This window comes from Patiriisocius marinus, assembly GCF_008974325.1.
Taxonomy (GTDB): domain Bacteria; phylum Bacteroidota; class Bacteroidia; order Flavobacteriales; family Flavobacteriaceae; genus Patiriisocius; species Patiriisocius marinus.
Window position 1 is genome coordinate 310,014 of the sequence record NZ_BKCG01000004.1, and the last position, 22,072, is coordinate 332,085.

The 22,072-nt window shown below is 33.8% G+C and carries 17 protein-coding genes; 13 read left to right on the plus strand and 4 right to left on the minus strand.

The genetic code is table 11. The features are described from left to right. The first annotated feature begins 50 nt into the window (after positions 1–50). Positions 51–1,022, plus strand: coding sequence for a YpdA family putative bacillithiol disulfide reductase (locus GBH57_RS09885; protein WP_235904686.1), 972 nt, complete (start codon positions 51–53; stop codon positions 1,020–1,022). A gap of 66 nt (positions 1,023–1,088) precedes the next feature. Here the strand turns inward: GBH57_RS09885 and GBH57_RS09890 are convergent, their stop codons facing one another. Both GBH57_RS09890 and GBH57_RS09895 read right to left on the minus strand, forming a co-directional pair. Then, positions 1,089–1,925, minus strand: a complete 837-nt coding sequence (locus GBH57_RS09890) for a zinc-dependent peptidase (protein ID WP_151674328.1) — start codon at positions 1,923–1,925, stop codon at positions 1,089–1,091. Positions 1,926–2,022: 97 nt separating this feature from the next. After that, positions 2,023–2,553, minus strand: coding sequence for a DUF8685 domain-containing protein (locus GBH57_RS09895; RefSeq protein WP_151674329.1), 531 nt, complete (start codon positions 2,551–2,553; stop codon positions 2,023–2,025). Between the two features lie 479 nt (positions 2,554–3,032). Between GBH57_RS09895 and GBH57_RS09900 the strand changes: the two genes are divergently transcribed. After that, on the plus strand, positions 3,033–5,981 hold the full coding sequence (locus GBH57_RS09900) for a PEP/pyruvate-binding domain-containing protein (protein WP_151674330.1): 2,949 nt from the start codon (positions 3,033–3,035) through the stop codon (positions 5,979–5,981). A gap of 10 nt (positions 5,982–5,991) precedes the next feature. Then, on the plus strand, positions 5,992–7,236 hold the full coding sequence (locus GBH57_RS09905; protein ID WP_151674331.1) for a serine hydrolase: 1,245 nt from the start codon (positions 5,992–5,994) through the stop codon (positions 7,234–7,236). A gap of 11 nt (positions 7,237–7,247) precedes the next feature. Here the strand turns inward: GBH57_RS09905 and GBH57_RS09910 are convergent, their stop codons facing one another. Both GBH57_RS09910 and GBH57_RS09915 read right to left on the minus strand, forming a co-directional pair. Next, entirely contained in the window at positions 7,248–10,022 is a 2,775-nt protein-coding gene (locus GBH57_RS09910; protein WP_235904687.1) for an Npt1/Npt2 family nucleotide transporter, read from the minus strand. Between the two features lie 87 nt (positions 10,023–10,109). Further along, positions 10,110–11,015, minus strand: a complete 906-nt coding sequence (locus GBH57_RS09915; protein ID WP_151674333.1) for a serine hydrolase — start codon at positions 11,013–11,015, stop codon at positions 10,110–10,112. Between the two features lie 354 nt (positions 11,016–11,369). On the opposite strand from GBH57_RS09915, the gene GBH57_RS09920 reads away from it, so the two are divergent. From GBH57_RS09920 to GBH57_RS09965, 10 genes are all read left to right on the plus strand, one after another. Next, the gene (locus GBH57_RS09920; protein WP_151674334.1) at positions 11,370–11,789 is read left to right on the plus strand and encodes an IS1/IS1595 family N-terminal zinc-binding domain-containing protein; all 420 of its coding nucleotides are present in this window, start codon (positions 11,370–11,372) and stop codon (positions 11,787–11,789) included. Between the two features lie 107 nt (positions 11,790–11,896). Continuing rightward, positions 11,897–13,144 (plus strand): hypothetical protein, encoded by a 1,248-nt coding sequence (locus GBH57_RS09925; RefSeq protein ID WP_151674335.1) that lies wholly within the window; start codon positions 11,897–11,899, stop codon positions 13,142–13,144. 10 nt (positions 13,145–13,154) lie between these two features. Next, on the plus strand, positions 13,155–13,415 hold the full coding sequence (locus tag GBH57_RS09930; RefSeq protein WP_151674336.1) for a DUF4212 domain-containing protein: 261 nt from the start codon (positions 13,155–13,157) through the stop codon (positions 13,413–13,415). A 27-nt stretch (positions 13,416–13,442) separates the two neighbouring features. Then, entirely contained in the window at positions 13,443–15,149 is a 1,707-nt protein-coding gene (locus GBH57_RS09935; protein ID WP_151674337.1) for a sodium:solute symporter family protein, read from the plus strand. Positions 15,150–15,434: 285 nt separating this feature from the next. After that, positions 15,435–15,629: a hypothetical protein gene (locus GBH57_RS09940; protein ID WP_151674338.1), complete on the plus strand. Its 195-nt coding sequence runs from the start codon at positions 15,435–15,437 to the stop codon at positions 15,627–15,629. Next, positions 15,622–18,312, plus strand: coding sequence for a sensor histidine kinase (locus tag GBH57_RS09945; protein WP_151674339.1), 2,691 nt, complete (start codon positions 15,622–15,624; stop codon positions 18,310–18,312). The genes GBH57_RS09940 and GBH57_RS09945 overlap by 8 nt, the downstream gene beginning before the upstream one ends. Before the next feature lie 15 nt (positions 18,313–18,327). Next, positions 18,328–18,693: a response regulator transcription factor gene (locus GBH57_RS09950; protein ID WP_151674340.1), complete on the plus strand. Its 366-nt coding sequence runs from the start codon at positions 18,328–18,330 to the stop codon at positions 18,691–18,693. A gap of 73 nt (positions 18,694–18,766) precedes the next feature. Continuing rightward, positions 18,767–18,991, plus strand: coding sequence for a hypothetical protein (locus GBH57_RS09955; protein ID WP_151674341.1), 225 nt, complete (start codon positions 18,767–18,769; stop codon positions 18,989–18,991). Next, positions 18,988–20,883 (plus strand): acetate--CoA ligase, encoded by a 1,896-nt coding sequence (locus GBH57_RS09960; RefSeq protein ID WP_151674342.1) that lies wholly within the window; start codon positions 18,988–18,990, stop codon positions 20,881–20,883. The genes GBH57_RS09955 and GBH57_RS09960 overlap by 4 nt, the downstream gene beginning before the upstream one ends. Before the next feature lie 16 nt (positions 20,884–20,899). Next, positions 20,900–22,072, plus strand: a 1,173-nt coding sequence (locus tag GBH57_RS09965) for an AMP-binding protein (protein WP_151674343.1), incomplete at its 3' end; no start/stop codon positions are given.

Consider the following 22,072-nt stretch of genomic DNA (forward strand, 5'->3'; position numbering starts at 1 on the left):
AGTAAGAAATTTTAAGGATTCAAGACCAATAGGTTAAACTTATTTCACCCTTGGATAATACAACTAAAATTATCGATGTACTCATTATTGGTGGCGGTCCCATAGGCATTGCCTGTGCCCTAGCCTGTAAAAAAAACAACCTTGATTATCTAATAATTGAAAAGGGAGCATTAACTAATTCAATATTCAACTACCCTTTGAATATGAATTTCTTTTCAACTTCTGAAAAACTAGAAATCGAAGATATTCCTTTTATAAGCACTAAGCCCAAACCTAACCGAGACGAAGCACTCGAGTATTACCGAAGAGTAGTTACTAATAACAACCTCAACATTCATCTATATGAAACGGTAGAACATGTTGAAAAGAGCGAAAATTTCAGTATAAAAACTGATAAAAATAGCTACATAGCTACTAACATAGTTGTGGCTACAGGGTTTTATGACATCTCTAAAAACCTCAACATTCCTGGGGAACATCTTCCTAAAGTAAGTCACTATTACAAGGAGGCACATCCGTATATTTTACAAAATGTAGCCATAGTAGGTGCCAGCAATAGTGCTGTAGATGCAACGTTAGAAATCTGGCGCAAAGGTGGAACTCCAACAATGGTGATTCGTGGTTCAGAAATAGGCGACAGAGTAAAATATTGGGTTCGTCCAGATATTATTAATCGCATTAAAGAAGGTAGTATTAAAGCGTATTTTAATTCTGAAATCATACAAATTTCAGAACACGAAATTGAAATTAAAACTCCTGAAGGAAATGTAACAATTGCAAACGATTTTGTTTTAGCTTTAACAGGCTATGTTCCTAATTTTGAATTTTTAAAATCAATGGGGATAACACTTTCCGAAGACAAATTAATCCCGCAATACAATCCTGAAACAATGGAAAGCAACGTGGAAGGTTTGTACTTAGCAGGCGTGGTTTGTGGCGGTACAGAAACGCACAAATGGTTTATAGAAAACTCGCGAGTACACGCTCAACTAATAATTAAATCAATCCTCAAAAAACAATAGATTGACTTTAATATTTCATTTAAAGAAATCTTAAAATTCACCTCTAGGCTCTCTCTTCTAAGCAACCTAATACCCTAAAAACTTTAGGTTGAGCATTTTGTTTACATGAGTGTAGACAACTGGAAAGTGCTGTTTTAAATGGTCTGGAGACTCAAAAAAGTATTCTACTAAAACAGCCATAAACTCATATTGATTTGTAAAAGCATAAGCTCTAAAAAACTGTGTTTGATCTAAAGTTCTTTTTAAATCTTCGTCATGCAACCTGAGCATTAACAATTTAAAATGTTTCATAAAGCGAGCAGAATCAATGTCTTTTCCTACTTTGGCTTCTATGTGCATTGCATGCATTATTTCATGAATACCTAAGTTTAAATTATCATCACTAATACGGAAACCGTGTTCAAAGTGTTTCCAAGAAAGTACTAACGATTTATTTTTGGGATTGAATTCGCCTTTATGATGATCTTCTGCAATTTTACTGTAAAACTCAGACGGGTAAATCAATATATAATCTAATAAGCGATACGTGTAATTACGCCTCCCAAAACTTACCATACAAGCAACAGCGCTTATCAAAACTTTATGGCGATCAGTAACTAATAGCTCTTCTCTACCTATCCATTCTTTTTTAAGAATAAACGAGGCGACTCTATGTTCAAATTGTTTTTGTAGTTCAGGAGAAAGGTTTTGATAAAAAGAGAACTCCGATTTTAAGACCGCTATTTGGTTTTTGTCTAACTTTTTATTGGTTAGAAAATTTCGGAATAAAGGCTTATCCTTTGCTCGCGAATACCAATAATCAATTGCTAAAACTGTAACCAGTATCACCCCACCTATTAACAAAGCTATAGCTACATAACCCATTGTAGAAATGGGTTTATACAATTGCAAAAAAATATTCATAGGCAAGTTGTTAAAATAAAAGTGATGAATACCTAACGTAAGTAACCGCTTTTTGTTTTACAACGCTAAACGGCCAGCTTTTAAAATATTAGCCTCCTTATTTTTTACTGCTGTCTCCTTTAAAATTTTGACTGTTATTTTTAAACAACACATTAAAAGTTGTCAAGCTTCCATAACAGCGAGTAATATACTGTTGCAAATCAATTTTTTCTTGATCGTCTAGATTTTTACTGCTATTTATTTTTTGCTCCATTACACGCAATCTATCACGTAACATAACAATTTTATGGAAAAATGTATTTATAGGAATTTCCTTATTTGAAAGGCTTACATCTTCAGGTTGAAGTATCATTTTACCACCTCTATATTTATCTGCCAATGGTACTACTTCGCTAGTATCACTCCATTTTTTTAATATTTGAATAAGTGACGCTTCTATTTCATAAAAACTAACCGAATCCACTTCGTCTTCAGCTGCCTCTATGACCTTAAAGTCAGCATCAATTGCTATTGTTTCTAGTCCTTTTTCAATAAAAGTAACCCAATACATTGTTGAAGTAACGTTTGTCACAACTCCTTTTCCATATTCTGAATGATCAATTCGCGAGCCTATTCCTAATAGTTTCATAAGTGGTTGGCTTTCGCCAAAATTTTAAAGATTTAATACCTGTTTCAGAGATGAAAAATAATAAATAATATATATTTTAAACCCTCTTTATTGATTAATAAGTTGGCTTTTCGACTAACAAACCATTTAACCGAAGTATTCATAAAATTTCAGCATATTGCATCAAACAGAACCTTAACAAAACTTTCTTACATCACCAATAATAGGCGTTAAAGTGTGTTAAAGATATTTTTTAAGACATCACCTCTCACTATTTTTATTTTAAATACTAAGGTAAGTTAAAACACAGTATACGAATGATTTACTTATAATATTTATGGTAACTTTAAGTATTGAATGATTTGTTTATTTTATGAATTTCAAAATAAATTCTCAGTAATTTTTACTTTTAATTTATAACAATAAATAACTAGTCAAAAACTATAGTTACATTACATACAACTAACAATAACGCAACCTATTTCCATTAAAGTTTATTTATGAAATCTAACCACTACGTTCAAAAAACACTTATTACTACAATAGGCGTTTTTTTATTTTCAGTAATTAATTCGGCTCAAGCACAGGAAATTCCTACTTCATACCTTAAAGAGAAAATAGCATTCTTTAAAACAAATGCTCGTGGACCTTATAAAAGTATCCATTGGTTTTGTAAAGATGGTGAAGTTCGCGATGCTCGAGATCCTTGTCCAGAAAATAAAGATGACGCAGTACAGCACGCAGACTATCGTGACGACACTAAGGAAATCGCTAAAAAATACAAGCTGTACTTTGGAGAGATACTAGCTGGTACTAATCGTACTGCTTTTTGGGATGAAGACAATCATCAAAGTCGTCTTAAACAATACCAATTAAATAAATATCTTGAAAGCGTAGACGATGGATGGATCCAGCGACAATCGCAATTTTATCGAGGTGCAATACAAAGTGAAGATGAACAAGCTTGGGGTGTAGCTTTTTACGAAAAATTTCTTCCAAGAGATTCTCGTATTACAAACCACTATTATTTATTACGCCAATCTCTACGCGATATTCCACATGACGGCGACAGCAACCTCGCGCAAGCAATGCGAAGCGAAAGTAAAATAATTGCAGATGCTTACCCTAAATTTATGGACGCCCGTATTAAAATACACGGAAACCCATCAGTTGAGGATATTGAAATGGTGAAAAATTTCCAATTAAAACATAACGACAAATTATCTCCTAAACTTAAAGAAGAGTTTGCTTCGCTACAGCAAACCATGGCTGACTTTTACGCACCTTTAAATGTTAGCACGCTTCGTTCACAAGTAGAACAAGTATCTAAAACCAATGAAACTAGAGCACGATTAATTCAGTTTTTAGAAAGTTATAAAGATACAGATGCACCAGAAAACGCCGTGCCAGCTTTAGCTGATATACTATGTGTAATTAGGACTTCAATTACCGATGCTACTACTGGAAACGATCGCTTATTATTATTAGATCTTTCTAATGCTATTGAAGATGTATTATTAAAAAAAACACAAGAGTGGAACCCTGATGACCTTACGGGATTATTAGAAAAAATAAGACATTTAAGTATTGCAGCAGCTGGAACTGGACTTATTGAATTATGGGAATGGGATAAAGTAAAGAATGATCTTGAAGTTCATTTAGGAAACAAAGACATAACGATTGAACAACTCAACCAATTTCTACAAACCTCTCGCGGTATTGTAGAATGGAGTGCTGCTATGACTAAAGCTACTTATGGTGACATAGTTGATACGTACACTACATTCGAACCTAAAGCATATGGTTTTATTGATGACCGCGTTCGCTCATCAGTTGCATTAGACCTTGGGGAAAGCGTTAGTGAACTAGGTGCATTAATCTCTAAATATGCTAACATTTCAAATAGCATTATGGACATTGACTCTCAAAGTAGCGTTAGAGGTTTAAACCCTGGTTATGCTTATGGAGAGTTAGTAGTTATAGAAGAATCTCCAGAAAATGTGCCAATAGATACGGACAAGATTTATATTTTCCAAAAACCACCAAGCGATTTAAAACCTGTTGCTGGTATTATGACGGTTAGTGAAGGAAACCTTGTTTCGCACGTTCAATTATTAGCTAGAAATTTAGGAATACCCAATGCAGCACTTTCAGGCAATAATTTAAAAGCGCTTAAAAAATATGATGGCAAAAAAGTGTTTTACGCTGTAACCGAAAAAGGAAATGTGATTCTTAAAACTGAAGCTGATATGAGTGAGGAAGAAACAGCACTTTTTAGTAAAAAAGAGCGCAATCAAGAAAAAATTGCAGTTCCTGTTGAAGACATTCGTTTAGATGTAACTAACGTTTTAAACATGAGAGATGTTGACGCTAGCGACTCAGGCAAGTTATGTGGCCCTAAAGCAGCTAACCTAGGGCAGCTTAAAAAGATGTTTCCAGAAAATGTGGTGGAAGGATTAATCATTCCTTTTGGGATTTTCAGAAAACATATGGACCAACAAATGCCTGGTGAGGGTGTAACTTTTTGGCAATATTTAAATAAAACCTTCAAAGATGCTGATATTATGCGAAGCAATAATACCAACGAAAATGAAGTTGAACAATTTCAATTAAATCGTCTTTCAAAGTTAAAATCGGCTATTGAACAAATGCCATTAGATCCTGTTTTCGTTTCACAGTTACAAGAAGGATTTAAAAAATCGTTTGGTAATTCCATCGGAAATGTGCCTGTATTTTTAAGAAGTGACACAAATATGGAAGACTTAAAAGAGTTTACTGGCGCTGGTCTAAACTTAACACTCTTCAATATACTTTCAGAAAAAAACATCACCGAAGGTATCAAAAAAGTGTGGGCTTCACCATACACAGAACGCAGTTTTAAATGGAGGCAAAAATACCTCAACAATCCTGAGAATGTTTTTCCATCAATACTTATTATTCCAAGTGTAGACGTTGAATACAGTGGTGTTATAATAACAAAAGGTATCAATCGCGGTACTGATGATGACTTAACTGTAGCCTTTAGCCGTGGTGCTGGTGGAGCCGTTGACGGTCAAATTGCAGAAACTCGCTTAATTACATCAAAGACAAACTATTTATTAGCGCCTGCGAGAGAAGAAAGCTATTTGAGACTACCATCAACAGGTGGGACAACTAAAAATATTACAACGTTTCAAACCGAAATATTAAACGAAAAGAATATTTCAGATATAAAAAATATTGCTCAAGAAATTAGAACTAAAATACCGCAAGAAACTGGAACCGAATACAAGGGTGCTTGGGATGTGGAACTAGGTTTTGCAAATGATAAGTTATGGTTATTTCAGATTAGACCTTTTGTAGAAAACAAGAAAGCTAAAAGCAGTGACTACTTAAAATCAATAACACCCGAAATTGACTATACCAAAAAAGTGTGGGTGAAATTACCATTAGAAACCAACAACAATTAACAAACCAACAATGAAAAATATAGGAATTGCAATAGTAGGAATTGGGATCTTTCTATCCTTAGGATTTTATCCTATTGATGGTTACGAACGCTCAAGAATAAAGAGATTATTAGAAATTAAAAAGACCCTTGAAAAAGGAGATGAATATAAACGTATACCTTTTGGAGCAAAAGGAAGTATTGATGACATACGCCTTAACTTAAGTGAAATAAGCTATAAAAACATAGATAGTCTTTTAAAAGAAGATAGCGAATTCTCAAGAAAAATTCAACGAATAACTCCAGGAGGTGCTTACTCATTAGCAGTGATGGATATAACTGATCCTAACAATTTAAAATATGCTGCTCATAGAGAAAATGTAGGATATCAACCTGGAAGTGTTGGAAAGATTGCAGTATTAAACGCTGTGTTTTATCAAATGAAGAAAATGTATCCTGATGATTTTGAAGCTCGCATTGCACTACTTTGCAATAAAACTGTTGATTCTCGTTATTGGGGAACTGGAGATCACCACACTATACCTATCTACGATGTAGAAAAAGATAAATTGACAAAAAGGCAAGTTGTTGCAAGTGATGAATTTACTTTATTCGAATGGCTTGACCATATGTTATCAGTAAGCAATAATGGAGCTGCAAGTGTGATGTATCGTGAAGCTATGTTGATGGCTGCTTTTGGAAAAGAATACCCAAGACTATCAAATAAAGATGCTGAACAGTACTTTGTTGATACTCCAAGAGACACCCTTACATTATTAGCAAATACCGTAGTGAATGAGCCGTTAAGAGAAATTGGAATAACGGAAGACGATTGGAGATTAGGCGGAATGTTTACAGATCCAGCAGGGAAATATGTTGGTCGTTTAGGAGGCAGTATAGGAACGCCTAAGGGCCTAATGAAATATCTTGTGCAATTAGAACAAGGGAATGTTATAGACAAGGAATCAAGCCTTGAAATGAAGCGCTTGCTATATATAACAGATCGCCGTATTCGTTATGCGAAATCAAGTAAATTAGATAGCGCTAGAGTTTATTTCAAATCTGGAAGTTTCTACAGCTGTGATAAAACTAAAAGTGCACCGTGTGGTGATTACGCTGGTAATAAGTTCAATTATATGAATTCAGTTATTACAGTTGAACACCCTAATGGAAAAAGATACATTGTATGTTTAATGACGAATGTACTAAGTAAAAATTCTGCTGGAGAACACATGTATTTAGCATCAGCTATTGATAAAGCGGTAACGGCCAATTAACATTTTACAGACTATTTTTTTAGTCTGCTTCTTAACTCATCAAGTGCGTTTTTTGCAGAAATACGCACTTTTTGGTTTTTGTGCTTTAACAGAGGAATCATTCGGTTGGTATATGATGCATCATCTGAATACTGCATGACCTGCACCACTGCCACTTTCATTCTAGCACCTCTATTGTTCAACAAACGTAATAAAGCTTGTTTTTCAGTAAGTATTTTAACTTCATAATCTGAAACGTGATTGCCTTCAGCATCAATTATATGATGTTCAATAGATGGAAGCACTGCATTCTTCAATCTAGATTGCAACAAATTATCTAAAAATTCTAAAGCATTTATTTTAGTTTCACGCAATTCGCTTTGTAAACCGAAATAAGCCGTTTCAATATCCACTTGGTCATATTTAAGACTCAGTAATTGAAATATCGCATCAAGACTCTGCTGTAATTGATCTGAAAGTATTTCAAGTAAATTTTCTAAAGCGATTACTTTATCAGTTTCAAGATCAGAATCTAAAATATCTTCGATACCAGATTTTTCAATAACCCCTTTTATCGATGCCGCTGTATTTATTGAGTTGCGATAGTAACTACTTTCTTTTAAAATTACTCTTGTTAGTTTGCGTTGATCTATATTAAAAGCCGCACCATTTTTACGAATGTTATTTAACGATTTAGCTGCCTCTAAACGAATTACAAAATCCTTACTATTTAGTAAACGCATTAACACACGTATCGCTTCTCTATTTTTAAACGACTCTATAACCTTAGGCAAATATCGCTTGATAGACTCATCAAAAGATTGAGATTTATCCTTCTTAAGAATGTTCGTAATAATTCCAACACCGAAATTTCTCAAAGCCTGTGTTGAAACCTTACGGTATTGCTTCTCAGCAAGAAAATTGAGTAACGTATCTACAAATGGTTCGTGAGCGGAGATACCTGCAGCTTTAATAGCGTAACCTACAATGTAAGGTTCCTTATTATAAAACTGTGTTGCGATAAAAGAATAAAACTTAGGCTCTTTTGCGTGAGCAATAGTCATTAAAAGCTCTGCAATTTCCTCTTTACGAGTAGCTGTTTCAGCTAAAAACAACTCCCGAATTTGCTTTTGAATTCGGTTGTGTAAGTTATAATTATCAGCTAGTTTTTGATTTAACTGAGACTCTTTAGCTAAACACAATAATGCTGCTTGTGAAATATAAGAAGATGAGTGATCCAGATATTTATTATAAATCTGTTTATCATCTATTAGTGTGTGATGTAATAAATACTCCATTGCTTTGTAAACAAGTCCGTCATTTTTTTCAAAAATGAGTTGTTCAATTTTGTTTACAGCCGCTCCCTTTTTGTAGAAGTACAATTGTTCAATTGCTGCTTTCTTTACAACAATAGATGGATTATCTAAAAGCTTTGTAATTTGGTTTTCGAGCGTTCTTAATTGATATTCTTGCAGACTGTTTAAAGTATATAAAATTTCGGCTTCCGTTCCATCTCGCAATATTTTAATGGTTGTATTTAAATTAATACGACGTTTAATCAAAGCTCTTGGCTTTTCAGTTTGAACTATTGCACTTTGAATATTGTTTCTGAAAGACTCAAAATATGCTTCGCGAAGTTTATAAATTAAAAACATCCAAATAAACAAAATGAAGATAATGATGACGGTAATGTAAGACGTACTAAGGTTTAGCTTTTTAATAACAAATATTAAAAGTAAGCCAGCAAATCCTGTTGCAATACTATCTACAACAACATCAATGTACGATTTTGCTTGACTTTTAATATGCAACGGAATAGGTAAAATAGCAAGCTCTATTCCTGCTTTATTCAATGATTGCTTAAAACTACCATCCATTCCTTTAATTAAAATGAGCACCCATAACTCCGGAAATGTTAAGAATAACAAACATCCCACTGCAATCCCTAATGGCAGAATCATTAGACTTGTAGTTACCCCTAGCCAAGCCAAAACTCTGTTCGTAACAAATAATTGAATCAATAATGCAACTACGTTAAAAGATGAAAACCAAAAGCCGAAAAAAGAAGCCAACTCATCAGTATCAGGAATTGCTCTGTTAGCAAAATCACTGAATTGATAATCAACAAGTTTTGCCATTATCACTCCTACCCCTACAATTGCTGCGAGATAGCTTAAATGTTTAGATTTAATAATAATTTTATATGGTGTACTATAGGTTTCGTTAGCTGCAACCTTTTTCTGGTTGATACTATAACTACTCATTTTTCTAATACGCAATCGCCAAACTACCTGTATTAGTGGGATACAAAGTAAAATTAAAAGTGCTGCAAGGATAATGACTGTAACATTTCCGAAGATAGGCGCAATCAATGATGTAATATAACCTCCAAAGATCCCACCAGCTATTGCTCCAGCGCCAATAAAACCGAACAACCTTTTTGCTTCTCGAGCATTAAAAACAAGGTTTGCAATCACCCAAAACTGCGATGTAACAAGCACTGCAAACAATGCTACACTTAAGTAATATGTATAAAGCACCCACTCATTTAAAGCTTTATTGTACATAAGAATTCCTAAAACAATAAAACTCATGCTAAAGAACACAAGTGTGCTTATGGTAATACGTTTAAGTGAATAACTCCGTATGGCTTTGTTGTAAAAATAAGAAGTAATTACAGCTATAATTGCTACAAGAATATAACCATATGGTAAATGATCTGCGCCTAGTTTTGAAAGAAACAATGCGTTAATGGTAGGTTTCACCATTAATAAAACCGAGATAAGCAGAAAAATATATAACTGCATAAAAAAAGAGATGCGGATTTCCCCATCTCTTATATCAAAGGTTTTTTTAAATAAATTTTTGAGCATGCTCAGTTGGTTGGTTAGACCCTATAAAGAACGTGAATTTTTCATTGCTTTTTCTAAAGGAATTACTAAATCTCTTATAATTTGTTCTCCAAATTCGTTATCAATTAAAGCAACCATAATATACTTACGGTTAGGTCCCCAAACTAAAACTGAATCGCTATGGTAATTTTTCCAAGAACCAGATTTTCTAAACAACCGTGCTTTAGGAGCTATACGATCTAATGTATTAACAAATTTGTGGTGTAACGCTGGATCCTCCATTATATCTAACATAGCCTCGCTTCTAGCCTCACTTATCAAATTACCCATAGCTAGCTGGTAGTAAAAACTACATACTTGACGAGTTGTCGCTGCATGACTCAATCCTTTCATAGGTTCTGGATGCCGCTTACCACCTGCTGCATAACGTTTACCTACCCATAATCCACCTCCTTGATCTTCAGCATATAATTTATGCTTCGGCATTCTTAGAACTTCTTCAATTTTTTCATACCCTAAACGATCAATCATTCTTGTTGTCGCTTGGTTATTAGATTTACTAATCATTAAACGCATGTCTTTTTGGATTTCTGGTGAATCTTTTAATTCTCCTTTATCCAATGCATCCATAGCAGCTAAAAGAACCGCAATTTTTGGCAAACTTGCAGCATACATCATATGCTTATCATTTAAACCAGCATATGTAACGTTATTTATATCAGAAAGATCAACGATAGCGACTGACATATGCTTATTTTGAACAAGCGATTTCCAACTTCTATTTTTAAATATCTCTAATTCAAGATTTTTTTGTAAAACCTCATCTTGTAAATTACCAATAGGATCAATATCACAATCTTCTGAGATTGGAAGTTCCTGCGAGAAAACACTTGTGCCTAATAAAGTTAAAAATGTTACTAGTAAATAAGTGTTTACAATTTTCTTCATATATATAATTATAAATTTGTGCAATTTTACTAAATATTCCCCTAATAATCAGCTAAATACCTATTAAATATTTTATTTTATTTACTGAAATATTTAATAGAATTTAAACTTATTTAATGTCCAAATCTCGTGCCATATCAATCAATTAAAATATCAATTTTAGATAATTTGCTATTTAAAAATTAAACTCGGATAGAATAACACTTTCCTTATTAAATAACAACTAAAAAAGCACCTACAGTATTGTGAAGAGATTGAAATGTTCAGAATAATATGTTCAATACAATACAGAGATGCAATAAGCCTAACTAATAATAGTTGCTAAATTAATATATTTATGCTAATTTAGTATATATGAAAATTGAAGCTTGCCCAAATTGTGGTTCAGATAAAAAAATTAAGAGTGGGATTGTCAATAATAGACAGCGCTATAAGTGTAAAGAATGTAACTACTTCTTCACTGTAAATAAGGTAGGAAAGAAAATTGACGACTATTACGTCAATAAATCATTACAACTATATTTAGAAGGTTTAACCTATCGAGAAATTGAGCGTATTTTAGGTATTTCTCACGTTAGCATTATGAATTGGGTTAAAAAATATAACATTAAAAGACCCTATAACGCGAACTACCACCCTACATATAAAATACTTAATGCGATAGAGCTTAGTGAATACTTTAAAAATGCTGCTAATATTAAAGGAGCAGGAGTTATTGTAACCGAACTTGGTGATAAATTTATGCTTATAAAATGGGAACGATTTAAAGATTAACTATAGTAAGTTACCAAAAAAATATATTAAGTTTTCATTAACACGTTGTTTTTAAGAGTTTAGCGGTGCACACAGAACCAATGATTCACCACTAAACCAGTCAATCAATGAGAAAACTAACACTTTTACTAACGGGATTGCTACTTGCATCCTTTCAGTATTCAAATGCCCAAGGGTCTCCAGATTATACAGGAGGATTAAAAATGAAATTTAACGAAGATGGCTCTAAGTATCTCCGTGTAATTTCCTGGGCACAAGTTCAAGCCAATTATAATCTAGACGAATCTTTAGATGCTAATGGAAATGAAAACAGTCAACTGAGTTTTAATTTACGTCGAGCACGTGTATTGATGTTTGCTCAAATCAACAAGGATTTTTTAATTCTTACGCATTTTGGACTTAATAGTTTAAACAGTTCCACTTTAAGCCCTACAGGTAAAGGTGATGGTTCTCAATTATTTTTTCACGATGTTTGGGCACAATACAATATTGGTAAAAACCACACTGTTGGTGGTGGATTACATTATTTCAATGGAATTTCTAGACTTAACAATCAGAGTACATTGAATATGATGACCCTTGACAATAACCGTCAATCGTGGGCTACAATTGGCCTATCAGATCAATTTGCAAGGCATATAGGAGTTTTTGCTAAAGGACAGTTTGAAAAACTTCAATATAGAGTAGCAATAAACGATGCATCTGCTTCATCATTAGATAGTCGTACTGCAATAGCAGGTGGAGAAGCTGTTTACAACGGTCGAGCTACTTTAGGTTCTAAAGATGCTGGAAAAACATATGCAGGATATTTTGACTATCACTTTTTTGATCAAGAATCGAACTTTTTACCGTACAAAGTAGGTACTTATCTTGGAGGCAAAAAAGTATTTAACGTAGGAGCAGGTTTCTTTTTACATCCTAAAGGAGCTGTTATAGATACTGGCTCAGAAACTGCACCAGATCTTCAAGGTGAGGATGTTTCAATATTTGCAGTCGATGCTTTTTACGATGCTCCACTAAGCGACAACGGAAGCGCAATAACTGCTTACGCTGTATTTCAGTCTAACGATTATGGAAAAGATTATTTATTTAGTGCTTACGGAACAGGGAGTATGTTATACGGTCACGTAGGTTACGTTTTTAAAGGCGAAGCTACTAAAACTAGATACCAACCTTATATAAGTTATGGAACTCACAGTTACGATGCTGTAAGCGATAACCGAAACACTCTTGGCGTAGGAGTTAATGCTTTTATGAGTGGACACAATTCAAAATTAACACTAGAATATAAAAATCAAAAGTTTGGTGAATTAGACTCAAATGTCATTTCACTTCAGGCAATGATTTATCTATAAACAAACAACTATGTCACAAAAACAAGATAACGCAACTGCGTATTGGAAAGAAAATCTAAGATACCTAGCCATATTACTAGCTATTTGGTTTATAGTCTCTTTTGGATTTGGAATTCTACTAGTAGACCAATTAAATGAAATTAAACTAGGCGGATTCAAACTAGGTTTCTGGTTCGCTCAACAAGGGTCAATTTATGTATTTGTTATCCTCATATTCGTTTACATACGATTAATGAATAAACTGGATAAAAAATACGGTCTTGACGATTAAACTAACTATAAAAAATAAACATATATTATGGGAATATTAACTTGGACCTGGATACTAGTAGGTATCACATTTGCACTTTACATTGGTATTGCAATTTGGGCTAGAGCCGGATCATCAAAAGAATTTTATGTAGCCGGTGGTGGAGTTCACCCTATCGTAAACGGTATGGCTACAGCTGCTGACTGGATGTCTGCCGCATCATTTATATCACTCGCTGGTATCGTATCCTTTGGTGGATATGACGGTTCCGTTTACTTAATGGGATGGACCGGAGGTTATGTACTATTAGCATTACTACTCGCACCCTATCTGAGAAAATTTGGAAAATTTACTGTGCCAGATTTTATTGGAGATAGATACTACTCGAATATCGCGCGTATTGTTGCAGTAATCGCCGCATTAATTGTTTCTTTTACCTATGTAGCAGGACAGATGAGAGGTGTTGGAATCGTTTTTTCAAGATATTTAGAAGTTGAAATTGACACAGGAGTTTACATTGGTATGGGTATTGTATTATTCTACGCCGTTTTAGGAGGAATGAAAGGAATCACCTACACACAAGTTGCACAATACTGTGTATTGATATTTGCCTTTATGGTACCTGCCATTTTCATCTCTATACAAATGACAGGAAACCCTATTCCACAATTAGGATTTGGAGGAGTTGGAGAAGATGGCGTTTATTTACTAGATAAATTAGATGGGTTACATAAAGAATTAGGTTTTAGTGAATACACCACGGGAGGTAAATCTATGATTGACGTATTTGCCATCACACTAGCATTAATGGCTGGTACAGCAGGATTACCACACGTAATCGTTCGTTTCTTTACTGTACCTAAAGTAAAAGATGCACGTAAATCTGCAGGATGGGCTTTATTATTTATCGCAATCATGTACACTACTGTTCCTGCCGTTGCAGTTTTTGCAAGAGTGAACTTAATTGAAACTGTAAGTAATGAAAATTATGCAGATTTACCAGAATGGTTTGGAAACTGGGAAAAAACAGGCCTTTTAGGCTTTGAAGATAAAAACAATGACGGTGTTGTTCAATATGTAGCAGATAAATCTACTAATGAACTTACTATTGACCGTGACATTATGGTACTAGCAAACCCTGAAATTGCAAAACTACCTAACTGGGTAATCGCACTTGTAGGAGCTGGTGGTTTAGCAGCCGCACTTTCAACTGCTGCTGGTTTGTTATTAGTAATTGCATCATCAATTTCTCATGATTTATTCAAAAAAATATTGATGCCAAAAATTAGTGAAAAAGGCGAACTTATCGCTGCACGTCTTGCTGCTGCAGTTGCAGTTGTAATTGCAGGATACTTTGGCATTAATCCACCAGGATTTGTCGCCGCCGTCGTCGCACTAGCCTTTGGTCTTGCAGCCGCCTCCTTTTTCCCGGCTATTGTTTTAGGAATATTCGACAAGCGAATGAATAAAGAAGGAGCAATTGCAGGAATGGTTATAGGATTAGGACTAATGTTATTCTATATGTTAAAATTTAAATTCGGAATTTTCGATGGTGGAAAAGAAGCAGTTGCTGGATTAAAATCTAGCTGGTGGTTTGGTATTTCTCCAGAAGGATTTGGAACAATCGCAATGTTTGTAAACTTCATTTTCTCTGTAATAATTTCTAGAATGACACCTGCACCACCAGAAAATGTTCAAGAAATAGTAGAAAATATTAGAATACCTTCAGGAGCCGGGGAAGCTTCTGCACACTAAACTGTTAGGATATTCTATAACACTTGTATAGAAATTAGTAATTTAGTTAGTAATAAATCAGCACTACATATTTTTGTGGTGCTGATTTTCTTAATTAAAATTATTTAACTTTATAACATTATAACAGCACAAGTGCTCAACCATTAAAATTTCCGAAGTTAGTATTGTATGGCGTGACCACAAGGGTCGGGCTTTGTGTTACAATTCCTCGCTCTTCCTTATAGTCGAGCTGCGGGATTTTCACTTCAATCCCTCACGCAAAAAACAAATAGAAATCCGTAAAATATGAAGAAACGCCACGAACAAAAACTTATCGTATTATCGATTGCGTTGTTTTTAGCTTTCAATATTCCATTTGTTTTGATTTTCAATTTTGAAGGTGCCATATTTGGAATCCCAACATTTTACTTCTCTATTTTTTCAATCTGGCTGCTTTCTATTATTATTTCGGCAATAGTTTTAAAACGACACTATGAATAATTATATCCTCATAATTATCATTGTTTCATATTTGGCAATGTTATTTTATGTTGCTTTTCTTGCTGAAAAAAGAAAGAAAAGTAAATGGGTAAACAATCCTTACGTTTACACATTATCCCTAGCTGTTTACTGTTCTGCATGGACTTATTATGGGAGTGTTGGTATTGCCGCGAACTCCGGAATCGACTTCCTACCCATCTATATTGGCCCAGTAATTGCCGCTCCGTTGTGGATTATAGTACTTCGAAAAGTAATCCGAATTTCTAATCAGAATAAAATTTCGTCAATAGCAGATTTTATTTCGCTCCGCTATGGAAACAATGTATTTTTAGGAGCACTTGTTACAGTCATTTGTCTTTTTGGAACACTGCCATATATTTCATTACAGCTAAAAGCAGTTTCTGAAACTTTTGAAATTATGGCTGATCACACTAGTTATGTTTCAACTAATATATTAGATGATTCCACTTTTTACGTAGCTCTATTACTAGCCATTTTTGCAACATTTTTCGGAACCCAAAATGCAGATGCTTCAGAAAAACATACAGGTATCATTGCATCGGTAGCTTTCGAATCTATTTTAAAACTTGTATTTTTTCTAATTATTGGTATTTATATCACTTTCTACCTTTTTGATGGCACTACTGATATTTACAATCAAATATCTATAATCGATAATTTTAAAGAACTCACCAGTTTAAATGGTTTAGAAGACGGTTTTAATTGGCTGTTTTTAATATCGTTATCTTTTATGGCAATCTTTTTATTGCCACGCCAATTTCAAGTTTCGGTATTAGAAAACAATCGTGAGAAATACTTAAAGAAAGCAATCTGGTTATTCCCTCTTTATTTATTACTTTTTAATGCGTTTGTAATCTTTATTGCTTGGGCAGGAAAATTGACTTTTGATGGTGCTGTAAATTCAGAATATTACACACTGTTACTTCCTTTAGAAAATGGCAATTCATTTTTAGCGACTTTAGTTTTTCTAGGTGGTTTTTCTGCTGTAATCTCAATGGTTGTAGTTTCGACATTAGCCCTATCCATAATGGTTAGTAATAACTTGATTATTCCTTATGGATTTTTAGATAAATTCATAAAAAATCAACCCGAACGAAATGCCAAATACATTAAAAATATTAGACGTATTTCAATTTTCACCATTATAATAATTGCCTATTTCTTTTATATTCTTTTTTCGAAACAACTGTCTTTATATTCAATTGGACTTATTTCATTTGTAATTATAGCCCAGCTTGCCCCATCATTTTTTATTGGACTTTTCTGGAATCGCGGTTCTTCTAAAGGAGCAATCATTGGTATCATCGTTGGATTCTGTATTACCTTTTACACATTGATACTTCCATTTACTTTAGTTGCCTACACAGGCACAGATACATTTACTCAATTAGGGTTTAATGGAATTGAAGCACTTAAACCTCATGCGCTTTTCGGCATAGATTTTTTAAGTCCGCCAGCACACGCATTTTTCTGGAGTATACTTTTTAATCTTCTTTGCTATTTAATATTTTCAATCATTACCAAAGGAAATTATAGAGAACGAAATTATGCCGAAATGTTTGTTGACAGCAATAATTTTAAGGCATTACAAGACAGTGCGCTTGTATGGAAAGGTGAGGCTTATGTGGCCGATATTAAAAGTGTTCTTGTTCGGTTTTTAGGGGAGAAAAAAGCAAGTAGAGCTTTAAGATTATTTTTTACGAAATATAAATTACCCCTAGACACTCAATTAGCTGATGCTCGATTAATTAATTTTTCTGAAAAGCTTTTAACTGGAAGTATTGGTAGTGCTTCGGCAAAAATATTGATTGCTAAAGTGGTTAAAGAGGAACAAATAAGTTTGATTGAAGTTTTAAGAATTTTAGAAGAATCAAAGGAAAATATCGTAAGCAATAAAATATTACTCGAAAAATCCGATGAGCTTTCACAACTATCCTCAAAACTAAAAGATGCCAACAAAGAATTAGTAATTAAGGATAAACAAAAAGATGAGTTTTTAGATACTGTTGCGCACGAATTAAAAACACCAATTACAGGAATTAGAGCCGCAACTGAACTGCTAATGGATGATGAAGATGATATGCCTACTGAAATTAAGAAACAATTTCTTTCCAATATCCTCCAAGACTCAGATAGGCTAGGCCGTCTAATCAATAATATTTTAGATTTTGAAAAACTAGAAACAGGTCGCTTGAGTTTAGATATCACCTATTTGGACATTCATGAAACTATTAATAAAGCGATTGCAAATACACAGCATATTGCTGCAAAAAAAGGAATTACATTAAAACTTAACAATGTTTACCGCTTCAAACTAGATTATGATGAAGACCGAATTCTTCAGGTTTTGATGAATTTAATTTCTAATGCCATTAAGTTTTGTGAACCTGAAATAGGAATAATTGAAGTTGATTACATACTAGGTAATAATGAATTAGAAATTTCAGTTTCTGATAATGGAAAGGGAGTCCCTAACGAAGATATGGAATACATTTTTGACAAATTTTATCAATCGCAACATCAAAATACCATTAAACCAGAAGGTAGTGGATTGGGCTTAGCGATAACAAAGCAAATTGTTGAAAAACATAAAGGTAAAATATGGGTAGACAAAACGAAAAAAACAGGTGCAAAATTTGTTTTTACGTTGCCAATTAGCTAAATTACATCTTGATTTATGAAGCACAGAATTTTAATTGTTGATGATGAGCCAAACATAGTAATGTCGCTAGAATACGCTTTTAAAAAAAAGGGTTTTGAGGTGTTTATTGCAAGGGATGGTAGTGAAGCTTTAACGATTTTAAAAGACACTATTCCAGATATCGTATTATTGGATATTATGATGCCTAATGTTGATGGATATCAAACATTAAAACACATAAAAAATACCGTTAGTTTAGAAGCTACAAAAGTAGTTTTCCTTACTGCAAAAAATAAAGCTTCAGATATTGAAAAGGGTTTAAAAATTGGAGCAGATAAATATTTAATAAAACCTTTTTCAGTAAAAAAAATAGTTTCAGAAATACTGGAACTTGTGACTTAAAAGTAGTCTTATAAGTCTTTTTAAATGTTGGTTTTGTGTGCAAACAAACAATGTTTAATTAAAATTTTAAGACGTGAAATTTAAGATAAACCCGCGTACTTCAGATATAGTGTTAACTATATATGTTGTGCTCACTTTATTTTATAGAATAAAGTTTGAAAATGAAGCAGGTGTAACCGCATTACAATCTCTTGTAATAGGTCTATGCCTTGTTGCTATGCCTTGGTCTCTTATCAAACTAAAGGTTCTTAATCCTAATTGGTTCGGTTTATTTAATCCTAAAATTCCGAAGTCATGAAGTATTCAAAATTTTACAATGACAGTATTGATAATCCTGAACGTTTTTGGCAATCTCAAGCGAATAATTTAGCATGGTACAAAACACCCTCTACAATTTTATCGAAGGACCAGCACAATTATGATCAATGGTTTGAAGATGGCGAATTAAATTTAAGCTACCTATGTATTGACAAACATATAGAGGATGGTTTTGGAAATCAAAATGCGATTATTTATGATTCTCCTGTTACAAACACGAAAGAACATATTACATTCAACACACTCCATGAAGAAGTATCAAAACTAGCTGGAGGTTTACAAAATTTAGGACTCAGTAAAGGTGACACCGTAATTATTTACATGCCTATGATTCCACAAGCGTTATATGCTATGTTAGCTTGTGCTAGAATTGGTGTTATACACTCAGTTGTTTTTGGTGGCTTTGCACCGCACGAGTTAGCGATAAGAATTGATGACTGTAAGCCGAAACTAATTATCACAGCATCAAATGGAATAGAAATAGACAAGATAATTCCTTACAAACCTTTTGTTGACGAAGCAATCGTAAAAGCAAACCATAAACCCGAAAAGGTAATTGTTTTTGACCGAAAATTAGGGGTTAACATACAGCACAAAAACTATGATGTAGGCTATTCAGCCTTAGTTGAAAAATCTCCTTCCATTGAGGCTATTCCAATGCCATCTACACATCCTTCATATATATTATATACTTCAGGAACCACCGGCACACCTAAGGGAATTGTTAGGGACACAGGAGGATACGCAACTGCATTAAAATTTTCAATGAAATACATTTACGGTGTTGATGAAGGAGATACTTTTTGGGCAGCAAGTGATGTAGGTTGGGTTGTAGGACACAGCTTTATAGCTTATGGCCCATTATTAAACAGAAATACTACAATTCTATTTGAAGGTAAACCCATTAAAACTCCAGACGCATCTACTTTTTGGAGAGTTATTAGCGAACACAATGTGAAAGCAATGTTTACTGCTCCTACTGCAATTAGAGCTATCAAAAAAGAAGATCCAGATGGAGCATTACTTAAAAAATATGATTTGTCTTGCTTGAAATATCAATTTTTAGCCGGAGAACGTTGCGACGTGGCAACATTAAACTGGACAGAAGAGCAATTAAAAGTACCTATTATTGACCATTGGTGGCAAACTGAAAGTGGCTGGCCTATGATTTCGAATATGGTAGGAGTAGATTTAAAACCTGTAAAACCTGGATCTGCAAGTTTACCCGTTTGTGGTTATAACATTCAAATATTAAACGAAGAGGGTGAAGAAGTTGAAAATAGTGTTGAGGGATATGTAGCCATAAAACTACCCTTACCGCCAGGAACATTGAGCAACCTTTGGGAAAACCCTGAACGCTTTAAAATGGGATATTTAAATAGATTTCCTGGATATTATTTTTCTGGAGATGGTGGTTATAAAGATGAAGATGGATATGTATTTATAACCGGACGCGTAGATGATATAATCAACGTTGCGGGACACAGATTATCTACTGCAGAAATGGAAGAAATTGTTTCTTCACATAAGGCTGTTGCAGAATGTGCCGTTTTTGGAGTACACTGCGAAATTAAAGGACAAAAACCATTAGGTCTCATTGTTTTGAAATCGGAGAAAATTTCAGAAACTAATGTTATTCAAAAAGAAATAATTCAAGACGTTAGACGCGAAATAGGTGCTGTTGCATCCTTTAGAGATGTTCATATTGTTAAGCGATTACCAAAAACTAGAAGTGGAAAAATTCTTCGTAAATTGTTGCGTAACATTGCTGACGAACACCAATATAACATACCATCAACAATTGATGACGCATCCATAATTGACGAAATAAAATCAACATATCAAACCCAAAAAATCGGGATTCATAAATAAAATTAAAAAAATTGTAATGAGTAATTATCACATAAAACACCTAGAAGAATACTACCAAGTATATAGAAAATCAGTTCGTAATCCAGAATCTTTTTGGGAAGAAATAGCGGAGGAACATTTTCTATGGCGTAAAAAATGGGACAATGTTTTAAGTTGGGATTTTAAAAAACCCGAAGTAAAATGGTTTGAAGGAGCTAAGCTCAATATCACTGAAAATTGCATTGATAGACACCTAGCAACTAGGGGTGAAAAAACCGCAATTTTATTTGAACCAAACGATCCAAGTGAAGCAGCGCAACACATTACATATAAAGAATTATACCACCGTGTAAACAAGTTTGCACATGTTTTAAAATCTAAAGGAATTAAAAAAGGTGATAGAGTTTGTATTTATTTACCGATGATTCCAGAATTGGCTATTTCAGTATTGGCTTGTGCAAGAATTGGCGCTATTCATTCTGTAGTTTTTGCAGGATTCTCTGCTACAGCATTAGCAACTAGAATTAACGATAGTGATTGTAAATTAGTTGTAACATCAGACGGTTCTTACAGAGGTTCAAAAACAATTGATTTAAAAGGAATTGTTGATGAAGCTTTAGAAGATTGCAGTGGAGTTAAAGATGTATTAGTGGTTAAACGTATTAATACTGAAATCAACATGAAAGAAGGCCGTGATGAATGGCTACAACCACTTTTAGACAATGCTTCAGATGAGCTTACAGCTACTGTCCTGGATGCTGAAGATCCATTATTTATATTATATACTTCTGGTTCTACAGGAACACCAAAAGGTATGGTACACACCACCGCAGGCTATATGGTTTATAGTGCGTATACATTTAAAAATGTATTTCAATATAGAGAAAATGATATCTATTGGTGTACAGCCGATATAGGCTGGATCACAGGACATAGCTACATTGTTTATGGACCGTTAGCAAATGGAGCAACTACAGTTATGTTTGAGGGTGTTCCAAGTTATCCTGACTATGGTCGCTTTTGGGAAATTGTCGAAAAACATAAAATTACTCAATTCTACACAGCACCTACTGCAATTAGAGTATTAGCTAAAGAAGGTGTTGAACACGTTGAAAAACACGATTTATCATCCTTAAAAGTTTTAGGAACTGTAGGGGAACCTATTAATGAAGAAGCATGGCACTGGTATGATGACAATATTGGGAAAAAG

Coding starts and splice junctions, on each gene's coding strand:
- GBH57_RS09890 (WP_151674328.1), bottom strand. CDS start 1,925: ATGAATATTTTTTTGCAATTGTATAAACCCATTTCTACAATGGGTTAT.
- GBH57_RS09895 (WP_151674329.1), bottom strand. CDS start 2,553: ATGAAACTATTAGGAATAGGCTCGCGAATTGATCATTCAGAATATGGA.
- GBH57_RS09900 (WP_151674330.1), top strand. CDS start 3,033: ATGAAATCTAACCACTACGTTCAAAAAACACTTATTACTACAATAGGC.
- GBH57_RS09905 (WP_151674331.1), top strand. CDS start 5,992: ATGAAAAATATAGGAATTGCAATAGTAGGAATTGGGATCTTTCTATCC.
- GBH57_RS09910 (WP_235904687.1), bottom strand. CDS start 10,022: ATGCAGTTATATATTTTTCTGCTTATCTCGGTTTTATTAATGGTGAAA.
- GBH57_RS09915 (WP_151674333.1), bottom strand. CDS start 11,015: ATGAAGAAAATTGTAAACACTTATTTACTAGTAACATTTTTAACTTTA.
- GBH57_RS09920 (WP_151674334.1), top strand. CDS start 11,370: ATGAAAATTGAAGCTTGCCCAAATTGTGGTTCAGATAAAAAAATTAAG.
- GBH57_RS09925 (WP_151674335.1), top strand. CDS start 11,897: ATGAGAAAACTAACACTTTTACTAACGGGATTGCTACTTGCATCCTTT.
- GBH57_RS09930 (WP_151674336.1), top strand. CDS start 13,155: ATGTCACAAAAACAAGATAACGCAACTGCGTATTGGAAAGAAAATCTA.
- GBH57_RS09935 (WP_151674337.1), top strand. CDS start 13,443: ATGGGAATATTAACTTGGACCTGGATACTAGTAGGTATCACATTTGCA.
- GBH57_RS09940 (WP_151674338.1), top strand. CDS start 15,435: ATGAAGAAACGCCACGAACAAAAACTTATCGTATTATCGATTGCGTTG.
- GBH57_RS09945 (WP_151674339.1), top strand. CDS start 15,622: ATGAATAATTATATCCTCATAATTATCATTGTTTCATATTTGGCAATG.
- GBH57_RS09950 (WP_151674340.1), top strand. CDS start 18,328: ATGAAGCACAGAATTTTAATTGTTGATGATGAGCCAAACATAGTAATG.
- GBH57_RS09960 (WP_151674342.1), top strand. CDS start 18,988: ATGAAGTATTCAAAATTTTACAATGACAGTATTGATAATCCTGAACGT.